This is a genomic window from Streptomyces sp. NBC_00210 (genome assembly GCF_045160975.1).
Classification (GTDB): Bacteria; Actinomycetota; Actinomycetes; order Streptomycetales; family Streptomycetaceae; genus Streptomyces.
The window spans coordinates 1,035,476-1,051,106 of sequence record NZ_CP108120.1 but is presented as its reverse complement, the minus strand read 5'-3'; the positions used below and the strand labels follow the sequence as shown (position 1 = coordinate 1,051,106).

Annotated in this window: 13 protein-coding genes; 10 read left to right on the top strand and 3 right to left on the bottom strand. The window is 69.8% G+C overall.

All coding sequences use genetic code 11. The annotated features are described in order from the left end of the window. Positions 1 to 130 precede the first annotated feature (130 nt). The 5 genes from OG729_RS04725 to OG729_RS04705 all read left to right on the top strand — a co-directional run bounded on the left by OG729_RS04725 (position 131) and on the right by OG729_RS04705 (position 6,527). The gene (locus tag OG729_RS04725) at positions 131 to 751 is read left to right on the top strand and encodes a winged helix-turn-helix domain-containing protein (protein ID WP_360865708.1); all 621 of its coding nucleotides are present in this window, start codon (positions 131 to 133) and stop codon (positions 749 to 751) included. Between the two features lie 110 nt (positions 752 to 861). Next, on the top strand, positions 862 to 1,590 hold the full coding sequence (locus OG729_RS04720; RefSeq protein ID WP_360865705.1) for an SRPBCC domain-containing protein: 729 nt from the start codon (positions 862 to 864) through the stop codon (positions 1,588 to 1,590). Positions 1,591 to 1,728: 138 nt separating this feature from the next. Then, the gene (locus OG729_RS04715; RefSeq protein ID WP_405804478.1) at positions 1,729 to 3,192 is read left to right on the top strand and encodes an SDR family NAD(P)-dependent oxidoreductase; all 1,464 of its coding nucleotides are present in this window, start codon (positions 1,729 to 1,731) and stop codon (positions 3,190 to 3,192) included. Between the two features lie 522 nt (positions 3,193 to 3,714). After that, the gene (locus tag OG729_RS04710; RefSeq protein ID WP_360865700.1) at positions 3,715 to 3,888 is read left to right on the top strand and encodes a hypothetical protein; all 174 of its coding nucleotides are present in this window, start codon (positions 3,715 to 3,717) and stop codon (positions 3,886 to 3,888) included. Between the two features lie 290 nt (positions 3,889 to 4,178). Beyond that, entirely contained in the window at positions 4,179 to 6,527 is a 2,349-nt protein-coding gene (locus tag OG729_RS04705; protein WP_405804476.1) for an alpha-L-fucosidase, read from the top strand. Here the strand turns inward: OG729_RS04705 and OG729_RS04700 are convergent. From OG729_RS04700 to OG729_RS04690, 3 genes are read right to left on the bottom strand one after another with little or no spacing between them, the layout of a single operon-like run. Then, on the bottom strand, positions 6,505 to 7,911 hold the full coding sequence (locus tag OG729_RS04700) for a lipase maturation factor family protein (RefSeq protein WP_360865696.1): 1,407 nt from the start codon (positions 7,909 to 7,911) through the stop codon (positions 6,505 to 6,507). The genes OG729_RS04705 and OG729_RS04700 overlap by 23 nt on opposite strands. Then, positions 7,895 to 8,464, bottom strand: a complete 570-nt coding sequence (locus tag OG729_RS04695; RefSeq protein ID WP_405804475.1) for a DUF1990 family protein — start codon at positions 8,462 to 8,464, stop codon at positions 7,895 to 7,897. Before OG729_RS04695 ends, OG729_RS04700 begins: the two co-directional genes overlap by 17 nt. Then, on the bottom strand, positions 8,461 to 9,279 hold the full coding sequence (locus OG729_RS04690; protein ID WP_360865691.1) for a YndJ family protein: 819 nt from the start codon (positions 9,277 to 9,279) through the stop codon (positions 8,461 to 8,463). The genes OG729_RS04695 and OG729_RS04690 overlap by 4 nt, the downstream gene beginning before the upstream one ends. A 142-nt stretch (positions 9,280 to 9,421) precedes the next feature. On the opposite strand from OG729_RS04690, the gene OG729_RS04685 reads away from it, so the two are divergent. The 5 genes from OG729_RS04685 (at position 9,422) to OG729_RS04665 (ending at position 15,629) form a co-directional block, all read left to right on the top strand. Continuing rightward, a complete protein-coding gene (locus OG729_RS04685; RefSeq protein ID WP_405804474.1) occupies positions 9,422 to 10,564 on the top strand; it encodes a DUF6777 domain-containing protein in 1,143 nt (380 codons plus the stop codon). A 52-nt stretch (positions 10,565 to 10,616) separates the two neighbouring features. Further along, on the top strand, positions 10,617 to 12,689 hold the full coding sequence (locus tag OG729_RS04680; protein ID WP_360865685.1) for a SpoIIE family protein phosphatase: 2,073 nt from the start codon (positions 10,617 to 10,619) through the stop codon (positions 12,687 to 12,689). A 115-nt stretch (positions 12,690 to 12,804) separates the two neighbouring features. Next, entirely contained in the window at positions 12,805 to 14,145 is a 1,341-nt protein-coding gene (locus tag OG729_RS04675; RefSeq protein ID WP_405804472.1) for a wax ester/triacylglycerol synthase family O-acyltransferase, read from the top strand. Between the two features lie 198 nt (positions 14,146 to 14,343). Further along, the gene (locus tag OG729_RS04670; protein WP_405804470.1) at positions 14,344 to 15,321 is read left to right on the top strand and encodes an aldo/keto reductase; all 978 of its coding nucleotides are present in this window, start codon (positions 14,344 to 14,346) and stop codon (positions 15,319 to 15,321) included. After that, complete coding sequence (locus OG729_RS04665; protein ID WP_360865676.1) at positions 15,318 to 15,629, top strand: L-rhamnose mutarotase; 312 nt, start codon at positions 15,318 to 15,320, stop codon at positions 15,627 to 15,629. The genes OG729_RS04670 and OG729_RS04665 overlap by 4 nt, the downstream gene beginning before the upstream one ends. The last annotated feature ends 2 nt before the right edge of the window (positions 15,630 to 15,631 follow it).

Below are 15,631 nucleotides of genomic sequence, written 5' to 3'. Positions count from 1 at the left end.
GTCCCGGATTGACCTTCAGAGGTCTAGGCCAAAGGAAACCTTCCTGCGTCAGTCATGAGATCCGGCCACTCGAGGTGCCGACACAAAAATGAGTCTGGACAAGAAAAGTTTTCGGTGGGAGGGTGAAGCCATGTTGGACGTGACCGTGATCGAGGACTCGGCGGCTGCCGCCGTCTCGCTGGACCCCACGCGCTCCCGGCTGCTGGCCGAGCTCGCCGCCGGTCCGGCGTCGGCGGCCATGCTGGCCGGCCGGGTCGGGCTGCCCCGGCAGAAGGTGAATTACCACCTCAAGGCGTTGGAGCGGCACGGCCTGATCGAGCTGGCCGGCGAGCGCAGAAAGGGCAATGTCACCGAGCGGCTGATGCGGGCAACCGCGGCTTCGTACGTGATCTCCCCACTCGCCCTGGCGGCGGTGCAGCCCGACCCGGCCGGCTTCCGCGACCAGCTCTCCGCGCGCTGGCTGCTCGCGCTCGCCGCCCGCCTGGTCGGCGACGTCGGCACCCTCATCACGGGTGCCGTCAAGGCCCGAAAGCGCCTGGCGACGTATGCACTCGACGGGGAGGTGCGGTTCGCCTCCGCCGCCGACCGGGCGGCCTTCGTCGAGGAGCTGACACAGGGCGTCGGCGCGCTGATCGCCAAGTACCACGACGAGAACGCGCAGGGCGGCCGTGACCACCGCATCGTCGTGGCCCTCCATCCCACCGTGAAAACCCCGGAGAAGGCGCCGGAAGCCATCGAGGAGTCGCCATGAGGAAGCTCGCCCCCCAGACCCCTCTCGAGGTCGTCACGTTCAAGACGTTCGGTTCCGGCGTCCAGTACATCGTCTACGCGCCCCAGAGCGCCTGAGCATCAGGAGTCGTCATGTCCAAGGAGTTCGAGATCGTCCGGGAGTTCGAGGTCGACGCAAGCCCCGAGGAAGTGTGGGACGCGATCACCACCGGCACGGGCGGCTGGCTCTGGCCGATGGAGTACGAACCGAAGGAGGGCGGCGCCGCACCCTTTGGCGGCACTCTCACCGCCTGGGACCCGCCGCGGCACCTGACCGCCCGCACCGAGAATGTGGAGGGCATGCCCCAGCAGACCTTCAACCAGCTTGAGCATGTCATCGAACCGCGCGAGGGCGGCGGCTGCTACGTGCGCTATGTGCACAGCGGCATCCTCGTCGAAGACTGGGACAACCAGTACGACGGAGCCAACAAGCACACGGACTTCTATCTGCACACCCTGCGGCAGTACCTCTTGCACTTCACAGGCCGCGCCGCCACGTTCGCGACGCTGGACGCCCCCGCCGCGTCCAACGCCCCGGGCGGGCTCGAGGTCGTCAGCCGCGGGCTCGGTCTTGCGGACGACGCCGCCCAGGGCGACACGGTGCGCGTCGAGGTGCCGGGTGGCGGACCGGTCGATGCGGTCCTCGACTACCGCAACCCGTACTTCATCGGGCTGCGTACCGAAGAGGCGATGTACCGCATCTTCGGCCGCAACCACTTCGGGGCGCCGGTCGGGGTCAGCGTGCACGACTTCGCCGCTGACGCGGACGCGGGGAAGAACGAGGATGCCTGGCGGAGGTGGCTGACCGGCCTGTTCGCATGAGGCCGGTGCGGGAACAACCGGGGGCTCGGGTGCGTGGGCCGAAGCCCCCGGTCACGAGATTTTGCCGTCACCCATTTGCTCAGTAAAGTTGCGCTTTTGAAACCCACAGCGCGCGAGTGATCGAGGAACGACAAGGCAATGACGGTGACAGAGGACAGCCCGGTGTACGGCCCGGGCATCGACCCGGAGCGCCTGGCCGTCTGCCTCAGCGTGCTGGACGAACTCGACAAACTGGACGTCGACCACCCCGACGCGATCACGGTACGCAGGGCCACCGCCGGCATCTACCGCACCGTGAAGCAGCGCCGACGCCAGGAGCGCCGGGCCGCCAAGACCGCCCATGACAAGTCGGTCACCGAGGCCACCGCGACCGGCTCCGCCGAGCGGATCGACGACGAGACCGAAGGCCTGCTGCCGTCCTCGTCGGTCATCGGCGAGATCGCGGGGATACTGCAGCGCCCCCGGTCCTGCTACATCTGCAAGACCCGCTATGTCGAGGTGGACGCCTTCTACCACCAGCTGTGCCAGAAGTGCGCGGTCGAGAACCGCGCCCGCCGCGACGCCCGCACCGACCTGAGCGGCAAGCGCGCCCTGCTCACCGGCGGCCGGGCCAAGATCGGCATGTATATCGCGCTGCGGCTGCTGCGGGACGGTGCCCACACCACCATCACCACCCGTTTCCCGAACGACGCGATCCGCCGCTTCAAGGCGATGTCGGACAGCGACGAGTGGATCCACCGCCTGAAGATCGTCGGCATCGACCTGCGCGACCCCGCGCAGGTCGTCGCCCTCGCCGACTCGGTGGCCGCCGAGGGTCCGCTGGACATCCTGATCAACAACGCCGCGCAGACGGTACGCCGTTCCCCGGGGGCCTACAGCGAGCTGGTCGCCGCCGAGTCCGCGCCGCTGCCCGCGGGCGCACTGCCGCCCGCCCAGGTCATCGGCACCTTCGGCAGCGGCGCCGTGGACTCGGTCGCCGCACTGCCCTCCGCCGCCGGTGACGGTCTGAGCGCCCAGGACGTCACCGACCTCGCACTGGTCAGCGGTTCCGCCTCGCTGGAGCGCATCGCGGCGGGCACCGCCATCGACGCCGGCGGCCTGGTCCCCGATCTGCACGACACCAACAGCTGGATCCAGACCGTCTCCGAGGTGGACCCGGTCGAGCTGCTCGAAGTGCAGCTGTGCAACTCCACCGCGCCCTTCATCCTGATCAGCCGGCTCCGCCCGGCGATGGCCGCCGCCGCGGCCAAGCGCACCTATGTGGTGAACGTCTCCGCCATGGAGGGCGTCTTCAGTCGCGGCTACAAGGGCGCGGGCCACCCGCACACCAATATGGCCAAGGCCGCGCTGAACATGCTCACCCGTACCAGCGCCCAGGAGATGTTCGAGACCGACGGCATTTTGATGACTGCCGTCGACACCGGCTGGATCACCGACGAGCGCCCGCATCCCGACAAGATGCGCCTCGCCGACGAGGGCTTCCACGCCCCGCTCGACCTGGTCGACGGCGCGGCCCGGGTCTACGACCCCATCGTGCGCGGCGAGGACGGCGAGGACCTCTACGGCTGCTTCCTCAAGGACTACGCTCCGGCGAACTGGTAGTCCTCCGCAGCGCGGCCTCCCCATTCACTGCGAACGCCTCCCGCCACTGGGCGGGGTGGGCGACGCAGTCCGCTGCCCGCGCGCCCGCGTTCCGCAGCCCGGCCACCGCCGCTGTTACTCCATCCGGGTCCGGGCCATGACGACGGCCTTCGCCCCTGCTCCGGCCGCCGCTTCGGCGGCGGCCGGAGCCATGCTGCGTGATGCCCCCGTGACCAAGGCGGTCCTGCCATCGAGGCGGTCTTGTGCGCGACCGGAACTCATCCGCGTACGGTCCCGTGAAGCTCCGCGCAAGGAAAGATCGTTGGCCGGAATTGAGTTGGTTTACAGGAGATTTACAGGCCCCATCGAGCAGGGCCCTGCTCATATGGGTACTCTTGGATTAACGGACGCCACCAAGGGATCCACGAAAACCCCTTGGCCGTCCTGGGACAAGCCTTCAACCGGGCTGCGGTCCCGCCCGAGAACGGCGCCACCGCGACCGAACTGCCCTTGTCCCAGTTACGCGACACAGAGGAGTGCGCGGTGACACCAGATGTGAAGAAGCACGAGAAGCGACCGCCAGACAGCAGCGGCGATCGGACCGGCCGGGCCGACGAACTCGGCAGTCTCGAAGTCTGGGCCCGGTCGGCCCCGATCCGGCTGGCGGGCTACGAGGACGACCTCGCCGAGCCGCACATCCTGCCCAGTATCGACTGAGCGGATCGCTTCGTCCCGTACCCCCTGCCGCAGCGGCAGGGGGTACGAACGGTCTACGAGCTGCCCGCGCCCCCCAAGGTGAGTCCGCGCGGGATGAGCCGGTACTCGTACCGCTGCGGCCGCTCCCGGTAGGCGGGACCCCGCCGGTCGTGCCTCCGCCCCGAAACTGCAACTGGCGGAGTTGCTCGAGGACTTGTCGGGGATTCATCCGATGGCTCTGGGAGTCGATCGCCTGCTGGGTCGGACATTTCTATTGACAGTGCTCCGTCACGCTTCAATCATCGGAGCTCATGACCGAACTTCCCAGGCGCCATGTACTCGGAATGACGGCGGGGGCGGCAGTCGGCGCTGCCCTCATCACCCCGGCCACGGCCGATGCGAGCCCGCGAGCAGCAACGCACATCGTCCGCGAGGGCGGCGACTGGGGCACGGTCCCCGCCGCCGTGCCCGTGCCGCTGGAGCGCTGGTTCGACAACGACGGCATCGACACCCTCGACGCCCGCGGCGGCAACTTCGACGGTTCCGGCTACAGCTTCCCCGGCGAGGAACTCCCCTCCGGGCGGCTGGAGATCGACGGCATTGCCTATCTCTTCCCCACTGCCACGGCGGGTGCCAAGAACAACATCGTCGCCCTCGGACAGCGCATCGACCTCCCCAAGGGCCGCTATCTCTCCGCTCTGTTCCTTCTCGCCGGCAGCTATGGCGCGGCATCGGGCAAGGCCACCGTCCACTACGCGGACGGCACCACCCAGCAGGCGGCGCTCGGTGGCCCCGACTGGTACTCCGGCAGCGGACGCCTCACGGCCCCCTATCGCTACAACCCGGCCGGGCAGAAGGACCCGCACCAGGTCGTCATCGCCACCGCCGAACTGGCCATGGACGCCACCAAGGAGGCCATGGCGCTCACTCTGCCCGTCACCAACCCCGCCCAGCCGAACAAGTCCTCGCTCCACGTCTTCGCCCTCACCCTCCAACCTGCCGCCGAAGGACGGGCATTGGCACTGCGCGACGCGCACTCCACGAGCTCACTGCTCGACTCGGGCGCACAGAGCGTCGAGGCCACCGTGGTCAACGCCGGCACCGTCGGCATCCTCGCCTCCGACGGGCTCACCCTCTCCGTGGACGTGCCCGGGGCCCGCACGGTCGCTCCCGCCGCCGTCGCCCGGCTCGCCCCCGGCGACCAGGCACGGGTCCGCATCGGCATCCGCCGCAGGCCCGGCACCGCACCGGGCACCACTCAGGACGGCACGGTCGTCGCGCGCGGCCGCGGCCAGCAGGCGGCGGCCGCCCGCAGCCCGCTCACCCTCGGTGTGGCCGACTACCAGCCCACCGACGCCTCGCTCAACACCCACCGCGCGCCGTACTGGTTCCAGGACGCGAAGTTCGGGATCTTCATCCACTGGGGCGTCTACTCCGTGCCCGCATGGGCGCCGGTCGGCAAGCAGTACGCCGAGTGGTACTGGAACCATATGCAGGATCCGGACAACCCGACGTACGCCTATCACCGCCAGACGTACGGAGAGTCCTTCGCCTACGACGACTTCATCCCGCGCTTCAGGGCCGAACGCTTCAATCCACGCTCCTGGGTCGAGCTGTTCCGCGACGCCGGAGCGCAGTACCACGTCCTGACCTCCAAGCACCATGAGGGCTTCGCGCTCTGGGACACCAAGGTCAGCGACCGCAACTCGGTGAAGCTGGGCCCGAAGCGGGACCTCATCAGAGAACTCTTCGACGCCTCCCGCCGCTACACCCCCGAGCTCCACCGCGGGCTGTACTTCTCGATGCCCGAGTGGTTCAACCCGGACCACCCCTGGATGGGACACGCGCCGCGCAATCCGTACACCCTGGAACCCGTGCCCTACACCGGCCACCGGCCCGGTGACTACATCAAGGATCTGCAGGTCCCGCAGATGCTGGAGCTGATCCACGGGTACGACCCCGAGGTCCTCTGGTGCGACATCGGCGGCGCGAACGACAGCCACCGCGTCCTCGCGGAGTACTTCAACCATGCCAAGAACCGGCCCCGGCCCGTCGAGGTGACCGTCAACAACCGCTCGGGGATCGGACCGCACGACTTCACGACGCCCGAGTACACGACGTACGACTCGGTCGTCACCGACAAGTGGGAGTCCAGCCGGGGCCTGGACCCCTTCAGCTACGGGTACAACGCGGCCACGCCCGACGACCGCTATATGACGGCGGAGGAAGTGGTGCACTGTCTCGTCGACATCGTCTCCAAGAACGGCAACTTCCTCCTTGACATCGGCCCGCGCGCCGACGGCACCATCCCCGAGATCATGGAGCGCAGACTGCGCGAGACGGGGGACTGGCTGAAGGTCAACGGCGAGGCGATCTACGGCAGTACGTACTGGTCGCGGATGCCGCAGCTCGGCGAGGATCTGCGTTTCACCATCCGTCCGAACAAGGCCTTCTACATTCACTCGCTGGTAGCGCCGGGCAGCACGCTGACCGTCGAGGCCCCGGTGCCGATCCGGCCCGGCGACAAGGTGACCATGCTCGGCCACGGGCGGCCGCTGAGCTGGCGCACGACCGGCGGCAAGCTGGTCGTCGACGTGCCGCCGGCCGCCCGCAGCGCGGGCAAGCACGTCTGGGTGTTCAAAGTAGCCTGGTCGGCCTGAGGAACTCGCGCACATAGGTCCGGTGCCACCAGGCGCCGGTGTCCCGCAGTTCGCGCCAGGTCGTGTACCGGTAGCGGTACAGCCTGGCGCGGATGTACGCGGGCGGGGCGTCCGGGAACGGATTGCGGGCGAGCAGCCGCAGAGTGTCCCGGTCGCCGTCGAGCAGCCGCTCCACGAACGGTCCGAACCAGGAGGCCGCATAGCCCGGGGAGAGCGCGGCGAACCACATCAGCCAGTCGAGCCGCAGATGGTAGGGGGCGAACTGGCGCGGCAGTCTGCGCACGTCGCCGGGCTTGCCCTTGAAGCCGTACTCCCGCCAGACAGTGCCTTGGTGGAGCAGTGTCTCGTCCGTGCCCTCGACGATGACCTCATGGCGCACCCGCCCGACCGTGCCGAACGCGCCGTAGGCGTTGACCAGGTGGAACGGGTCGTAGGAGCGGTTCATCTGCTGCCGCCGGGAGAGCAGATTGCGCGCCGGACGGTAGCTGAGGCCGAGGAGCAGCGCGCTGACGGCGATCACCACGACCTCGTACCAGACCGGGGGAGCGGGCAGCGCGGGCGGACGAGCGAAGATCGAGCCGTCCATGGCCGGGAGCGCGAGCGTGATCGTCACCCAGTTCAGCCAGGCGAAGTTGCCGGACAGCACGAGCCACAGCTGGGTCAGCACAATCATCCCGGCGGCCACGCTCGCGACCGGCTGCGGGGTGAACAGCAGGACGGGGACGACGAGTTGGGTCACATGGTTGGCTGCCACCTCGACCCGGTGGAAGGGCCGCGGGAGATGGTGGAAGAACCAGCTCAGCGGGCCCGGCATCGGCTGTGTCTCATGGTGGTAGTACAGGCAGGTGAGGTTGCGCCAGCACTCGTCGCCGCGGAGTTTGATCAGCCCCGCGCCGAACTCCACCCGGAACAGCACCCAGCGCAGCAGCCACAGCACGAGGACCGGTGGTGCCGTGCGCTCATTGCCGAGGAAGATGGCGAGAAAGCCCGCTTCCAGGAGCAGCGATTCCCAGCCGAAGCTGTACCAGGTCTGACCGACATTCACGATCGACAGATACAGCGCCCACAGCACCGCCCACCACGCCATCGTGGCCCCGAGCGGAATATGGTCGGCGGCGCCCGCCACCAGTGCCGCGGCGAGCAGACAGCCTGCCCAGGCGCAGAGCGCGAAGAGTCGGTCGGAGTAGCGCAGTTGGAACAGGCTCGGCGCACTGCGCATCGGCACCCGGCGTACGTACGCGGGCACCGGCAGCATGCCTCGCTCGCCGATGAGCGCCCGGAACTGCAGGGCGGCGGTGAGAAAGGCGACCAGATACACCGCGGCCAGAGCCCGCTGGAAGACCAGCCGGCTCAGCCAGTAGTCACTGTCACTGAACCACTCCATTACCTTCAGTATCGGCCGCGGCGAGCCGTCGCACCGTACGACCGAGCCGCTTGGCGTACCCCTTCTGCATCACGGGTACGAGCGGACCCGCAAGCCGGGTGTACCAGCACGCCGGACGGCTGAAGGCCATGACGGTGAACCACACCGAGCCGTCGTCGCGGATGTCGACCACGAACGACTCCTCGCCGCACTCGGGGTGTCCGGTCACGGTGCCGTATCCGAATCCCGCCCGGTCCCTCTCGTACGTCGCCCAGATCACCTGGCACCGGGCGGTGAAGCGCAGGGGGCCGACCCCGAGCGAGATCTCGACCCGGGCACCGGGCTCGGCCCGCACCGCCGTGCTGAGTAGCCGGACCCCCGAGCCGCGGTGCATCCGCCAGTCGGTGACCACCGCGGCTGCCGCGTCGAAGACGGCGCGGCCCCGTCCGATCCGGGTGGTGTGGTGGAGGTGCTGATAGCCGTCGGGCAGCGGTCCGAGCCGGGTGGCCCCCACCTCGGGGTAGCTCAGCGTGCGGTCGGTGAAGCGGTCGGTCGTGCGGTCGGCGTTGTTCATGCGGCCGTCTCCTTGAGTCGTCGCCAGGCAAGCATGGAGCAGAGTGCGAATCCGAGGGCGTTGCCGAGGCCGTGGGTCGCGGCCATCCAGGTCAACGTGGGGTGGGGAAGTCCGGTTGCTTCGCCAAGTGCCCAGTTCAGCGCGAGCAGCATCGTGGCGACCAACACGGCGGCCGATACGGCCAGCAGGGCGCGGGTGAACCGGTCCCGCCCACCGGTGCGTACATCGCGCCAGGTCAGCAGTGCGACGGCCCACATGCCCGCGGTCAGCACGAGCGCGCCGAGCAGTTCGGCCCAGTCGTCCAGGAAGTAGCCGGCCAGGACGAGGAGGGTGCCGATCGGGACGCTCAGCGCCGCGAAGCGCCCGGCAGGAGCCGCCGACGTACGGCACACAAGCCCCGCCACGAGCGCGGCGGCGAACCCGGCGAAGTGAAAGTGCGGCACGGTCAGCGCCAGGATCGGCAGGCTGAAGCCGAAGAGCTCGTGCCCCGAGCGCTCCGCGACCAGTGCCACACCGGCGACCGACGGGGTCACCAGCGCGGTGAGCACGGCGATTTCGGCCGGTGCGAGCGAGCGGGTGCGGTTCAGCCGGCGTGGGGCCTGCGCGGCGAGGGCCAGTGTGCCGAGTGTGTACACCGCCGCGAGCACCGTCGCAGCCGTCGAGCGCGGCAGCCAGAGAGCGACCGAACCCGGGACGGCGAACACAAGCCAGATGCGCCGAATGGGCGCCAGCCGGACGGAGTCCATCAGGCGCAGCCCTGCGGGCACGACCACCAGCATGCCGAGCATCACGATCAGGTTGACCAGTACGGACATCAGCGCCCCACCCCAGACTTGAACGCGTTCAATTCCTCGTGGTCGAGACTAGAGGGTTACTTGAACGCGTTCAAGTCGCGGGCGTTGGGGGAATCCGGCAGAACTTGAGGGATACATCTGGGTGCAGAGGCGGGAGATCTTCGTGCGTACACCCATTCGTCGCCGGTTCCTTGGCCGTCACGTTCGTCGTCGGTACGCCGCGGTCGCCGCGCTGTCCGTCACGCTGTCCTTCTCGCTGCTGGTCTCCGGATGCGACGGCGACAGCAGCGCGACAGCGGACTCGGAGGAGGTCTTCCTCCAGCCCGTGGCGGGCCCGGGGCCGGACCCGTACACCCCGTCGACGGTCACGTCCACCGCCGCGCCCTCGCCCGAACCGCCCGCGCCGTCGAGCTCGCCGGGTCCCCCCGCCAGGGGGCAGATGCTGCGCACCGTATCGGGCGCGACGCCCGGCCTCTACGGCGGCACGCAGTCGGTGGCCAGCTGCGACGTGGAGCAGCAGGTGCGATTCCTCGCTGCGGACCAGGCCAAGGCCCGCGCGTTCGCCCGGTCGGCGGGCATCTCCCAGGCGGAGATCCCGGACTTCCTGCGCGGGCTCACGCCCGTCGTCCTGCGCGCCGACACACGCGCCACCAGCCATGGTTACAGCCGTGGCACGGCCACCAGCCACCAGTCCGTGCTGCAGGCGGGGACCTCGGTGCTCGTGGACCAGTACGGCGCGCCGCGTGTGCGGTGTGCCGGCGGAAACCCGCTGAAGCCGCCGGTCGCGGTCAAGGGTGCGGTGCTGCAGACGGGCCGGTCGTGGGTCGGCTACCAGCCCGACCGGGTCGTCGTCATCAAGCCCACCGTCCAGATGGTCGACAGCCTCGTGATCGTCGACATCGTCAACAACACCTGGATCGAGCGGAAAAGCGGGACCGACGGCGAAAAGGACAAGCGGCCCGATGTGCTGCCGCCCGTGAATCCGGACGACATCTACACCTATCCGCCGCCGTCCGAGCTGACCGGGCCGGGCGACTCGACACAGCCGGGCGACTCGACCGGGCAGAGTGAGCCGGTCGGTCCGCCTGTCGCTCCGTACGCCCCGAGTGAGCCGATCAGCCCGCCTGTCGCTCCGTATGCCCCGAGTGAGCCGGTCAGCCCGCCCATTGCCCCGGACGTCCCGAGCGAGGAGCTGGCCCCGCCGGTCAGCCCCGATATGCCCTCCGACAGTGGAATCGCACCGTCCCAGCCGGACCTGTTCGTGCCCACCGAGGAGCCGGCCGAGCCGGTCACGTTCCAGGGCTGAGCAGGCCCCCGGACCGGTCGAAGAATCCGACAAATGATGGCAGAGTGGCCCCATGGTTGATCGGGCAGCGGGTGCCCTGTCGCTTCCCGACGACTGGCCGGCCGACCCGGATATGAGGCTGACCCTCAACCGCATGGGCAGCTTCGACTGGGACCTGGTCAGCGGGCTGATGCACCTGGACCAGCCCGGTCTCGACGTGTTCGATGTGCGCCCCGGCGAATACGACGGCCACCCGGAGAGCCTGGCCTTCAGGCTGCCGCCGGACGAGGCCGCCCGGCTGGACGCCCTGGTCTCGCGTGCCCTGAAGAACGGCAGCGACCACTACGGCGCGTATTTCCGCATCCGCACCCGCGACGGAAGCCTGCGCTGGACCCACACCCAGGGCTGCGTCCGCCGCGACGACACCGGCCGCCCCGTGCGCATCATCGGCGTCGTCCGCGACGCCACCGAGGAACTGTCCGACTCCACCGCCCGCATCGAGGCCGACGCCGTGCGTCGCGGGCAGACCAGCGTCGTCGAGAGCACCACCGCGGCTCTCGCCCACGCCAGGACCGTCCAGGACGTCATCGACGTGCTGAAGGACTCCCACGGCCTGGAGCACTTCGGCGCGACCAGCCTGGTCATGGGACTCCTGGAGGCGGGCCGGATCCATCTGGTGGCCGAAGGGCCCGAGGGCTCCTTCGTGCCCGGCACCCGCTACACCCGGGTCGACGAGGAGTACCCGATGAGCGAGGTGGTGCGCACGCTGACCCCCCGCTTCATCGAGTCGGAGCGTGACTTCGCCGAGTCGTATCCGCGGCTGTGGCCGCACATCGAAGACCTCCACATCACCTCGGCCGCCTATCTGCCGCTGATCGCCCAGGGCCGCCCCATCGGAGCCCTCGGCCTGCTGTACGGCGACAGGACCGGCTTCAGCTCCGACGAGCGCAATCTGCTGGTCGCGCTCGGCAGCAGCATCGCGCAGAGCCTCCAGCGCGCCGTGCTCTACGAGCAGGAGCACGACCTTGCCGAGGGGCTGCAGCAGGCGATGCTGCCGCGCCGGATCCCCGATGTGCCCGGGGCGCAGATCGCGGTGCGCTATCGCTCCGCGCGGATCGGCCGGGACATCGGCGGCGACTGGTACGACATCATCGCGCTGCCCGGCGGCCGGGTCGGCGCGGTCATCGGCGACGTACAGGGGCATGACACGGACGCCGCCGCGGTGATGGGGCAGCTGCGGATCGTGCTGCGTGCCTACGCGGCCGAGGGGCACACCCCGGCCACCGTGATGGCGCGCGCCTCCGTCTTCCTTCATGAGCTGGACACCGAGCGGTTCGCGACCTGCACCTATGCGGAGGCGGACCTGACGACCGGGGTGGTCCAGGTGGTGCGGGCCGGGCATATCGACCCGCTGATCCGGGACACCGACGGCAGCTGCCGCCGGGTGCCTGTCGAGGGCGGGCTGCCACTGGGGCTCTCTGCGGAGTTCGACCAGCTGGAATACCCCGTCAGCACTGTGGAGTTGGACCCCGGCCAGACTCTCCTGCTGTACACCGACGGACTGGTCGAGCAGCCCGGCGCCGACCTCGACGACGGGATGCAGCTGCTGGCCGCGCTGGTGCGCAGCGGCCCGCGCGATCTGCAGTTGCTCGCCGACCGGCTGTGCGAGGTGGTGGACGAGCGGGCCGGGGACGACGATGTGGCGCTGCTGCTGCTGCGTCGCAAGGGGGCGTACACGCCGCAGTCCGGCGGACGGCTGCAGCAGCACGTTGCCCAGAACGACCCGGAGGCGCTGCGCTCGGCCCGGCACATGGTCAAGGCCGCGGTACGGGCCTGGGGCGCGCGTGAGCGCTCGGACGAGATCGAGCTGGTGGCCGACGAGCTGGTCACCAATGCGCTGATGCACACCGACGGGGGCGCGATCGTGACCATCCGGGTCCTTGCGGGCTCCGAGCGGCGGCTCCGGGTGGATGTGGAGGACCGCTCCAGTGCGCTGCCGCGCAGGCGTGAAGCGGGTGACTCGGGGGTCTCGGGCCGCGGACTGATGCTGGTGGACCGGCTGGCGGAGTCCTGGGGTGTGGATTCGAGAGGCGGCGGCAAGGCCGTGTGGTGCGAATTCATCGTCCCGGAGAGGTCGACCAACTGATTATTACCTGTTGTTAACTGTGCGTGAAGTGATCGTACTTGAACGTAACCGACCGAAGGCGATTGACTATGCATCCCTGGCCTTCTAGTTCAACCTTCTAGGACAAGAGGACCCTTTGAGCAGCGAGCTCCTCGCACCACTCGATCTGGCGTTCTGGCACCTCGAGTCCGCCGGTCACCCGATGCACCTCGGCGCCCTCGCCCTCTTCGCCCCGGCTCCCGGGGCCAAGAGCGGCGATTCCGTCCTCGAACTGCTCGCCACGCGCGCCGCCGCGATCCGCAGGCTGCGGATGCGGGTGAGGGACGTCTGGCTGCCGGTCGGCGGAGCCGCCTGGTCCGTGGCCAAGGACTTCGACGTACGACGCCATGTCCACCATGTCCGCCTCCCGGACGGCTCCTTCACCGCCGAGGCGGTCGCCATCGCGGGTGAGCTGATGGAGCGGCCGCTCGAACGGGGCCTGCCACCCTGGGAGATGTATCTGCTGACCGGGGAGCCGGGCGGCCCGCTCGCGGTGCTGGTCAAGCTTCACCACGCGCTGGCGGACGGAATGCGCGCGGTCGCGATCGGGGCCGGAATCTTCGACCAGATCGCCGATGCCCGCAGGATCGGGGCCCGCAGGGCAAGGCCCGTGCCGCAGCGCTCCTGGCTCCCCGGGCCGGGGCAGATGGCCGGCTTCGCCCGGGGGCGCATCGAGGAGCTGGGCCGGGCCCTCGACGTCGGGGCCTCGGTCGTACGCGCCAGCCGACTCGACCCGCGCGGAGTGCCCGCGCTCTCGGCCGGGTCGAGCGGCACCAGGCGGCTCGCCACGGCCGTGCTCGACCTGGAGGACGTGCACCGCGTACGCAAGGCGGTGGGCGGCACCGCCAACGACGTGCTGCTAGGCACCGTCGCGGGCGGGCTGCGCAGGTGGCTGGAGGGGCGCGGGGAGCAGCTGCCCGCGGCCGACCCGCGCGCCCTGGTGCCCGTCTCCCGGCGCAGGCCCGGCAGCTCGTCCGGATCGGGCAACAAGTTCTCCGCGTATCTGCTCGAACTGCCCGTCCGCGACCCCGACCCGCGCTCCCGGCTCGACGCCGTACGCACCGCGATGGACCGCAACAAGGCGGCAGGACCGTCGCGCGGGGCCGGGGCGCTCGCCGTACTCGCCGATCAACTGCCACCGCTGGCGCACCGGTTCGGCGCGCCGCTGGCGGGCGGCGCGGCCCGGGTGCTCTTCGACATCCTGGTGACGAGCGTGCCGTTGCCGCGCTCGGCGCTGTCGCTGGGCGGCTGCCCGCTCCGCGAGATCTACCCGATGGCGCCGCTGGCCCGCGGGCAGTCGCTGGCGATCGCTATGTCGACATACGGCGGGCAGGTGCATGTGGGCCTGGTCGCCGACGGCAAGGCCGTGCCCGACCTCGACAAGCTCGCGCGGAGTGTGGGGGAGGAGCTCGAAGAACTCCTGGTCCTGAGCCAATAGATCGGACAGTTTTGACCCGGCGCACGATCTGGCCGGGATGTACAGGCGACGGCCCGCAGCGCGAAGCGGCCGTGTGATGTGGGATGGGCCGCCTCCCGCAGCAGGGCGAGCAGGTCAGGTTAAGGGTGTTGACGCCCCAAGTGATCCGATGAATATTCGTCGTGATCGGCGAACGCCACGGCGAAGGGGCACCAGCGGATGCGATGGAGCACGCTCGGACGCAGCGCGGTCGAGATCACCGAGCTGTCCTTCGGGGCGGCGGGAATCGGCAATCTGTACACTGCTGTCGAGCCCGCCGCGGCCGCCGCCGCGGTCGACGCCGCCTGGGCCGCCGGCATCCGCACCTTCGACACCGCACCCCACTACGGCCTCGGCCTGTCCGAACGCCGACTGGGCGAGGCGCTGCGCACCCGGCCCCGCGATGCGTACACCCTCTCAACCAAGGTCGGAAGGCTGCTCGAACCCTGCCCGGCCGACCGAGACGACCTAGCAGACGGCTTCGCCGTGCCAGCCGACCACCGTCGCGTATGGGACTTCAGCGCGGACGGCGTACGCCGCAGCATCGAGGAGAGTCTGGTCCGGCTCGGCCTCGACCGGATCGACATCGTCTATCTGCACGATCCGGACGAGCACGAGGAAGCCGCCTTCCGCCACGGCTATCCGGCCCTGGAACGCATGCGCGCGGAAGGCGTCGTCGGTGCGATAGGCGCCGGTATGAACCAGGCCCCGATGCTCACGCGTTTCCTTCGCGACACCGACGTCGACGCCGTCCTGTGTGCCGGCCGCTACACCCTGCTCGACCAGAGCGCCCTCGCCGAGCTGCTGCCCGAGGCCGCCGCCCGCGGTAAGAGCGTCGTCGTCGGCGGGGTCTTCAACTCCGGACTGCTCGCCGACCCGCGCCCCGGCGCCACCTACGACTACACGGCCGCGCCCGGCGACATCCTGCAGCGCGCACAGCGCCTCAAGTCGATCGCCGAACGGCACGGCGTACCGCTGCGGGCCGCGGCCCTGCACTATCCCCTCGCGCATCCGGCCGTCGCGGGTGTCCTGGTCGGCACCCGCTCCGCCGACGAAGTGCTGGACGCGGCGGACATGCTCGCCCTCGACGTCCCGCCGGCGCTCTGGGACGAACTGCGTGCCGAAGGACTGCTGCCGAAGGACGGGGACCCCCGATGAGAGTCGCCCTGCACACCAAGGTCCGCGCCGACCGCATCGCCGAGTACGAGGCGGCGCACCGCGAGGTCCCCGAGGAGCTGACCGCCGCGATCCGCGCCGCGGGAGCCACCTCCTGGACCATCTGGCGAAGCGGCACCGACCTCTTCCACCTCCTCGACTGCACTGACTACGCCCGGCTGCTCGCCGCGCTGGAAGGGCTCCCCGTCAATATCGCCTGGCAGGCCCGCATGGCCGAACTGCTCGACGTCGTACACGACTACTCTGCCGACGGCGCCGAGGCCGGACTGCCACTCGTCTGGGAGCTGTGAGC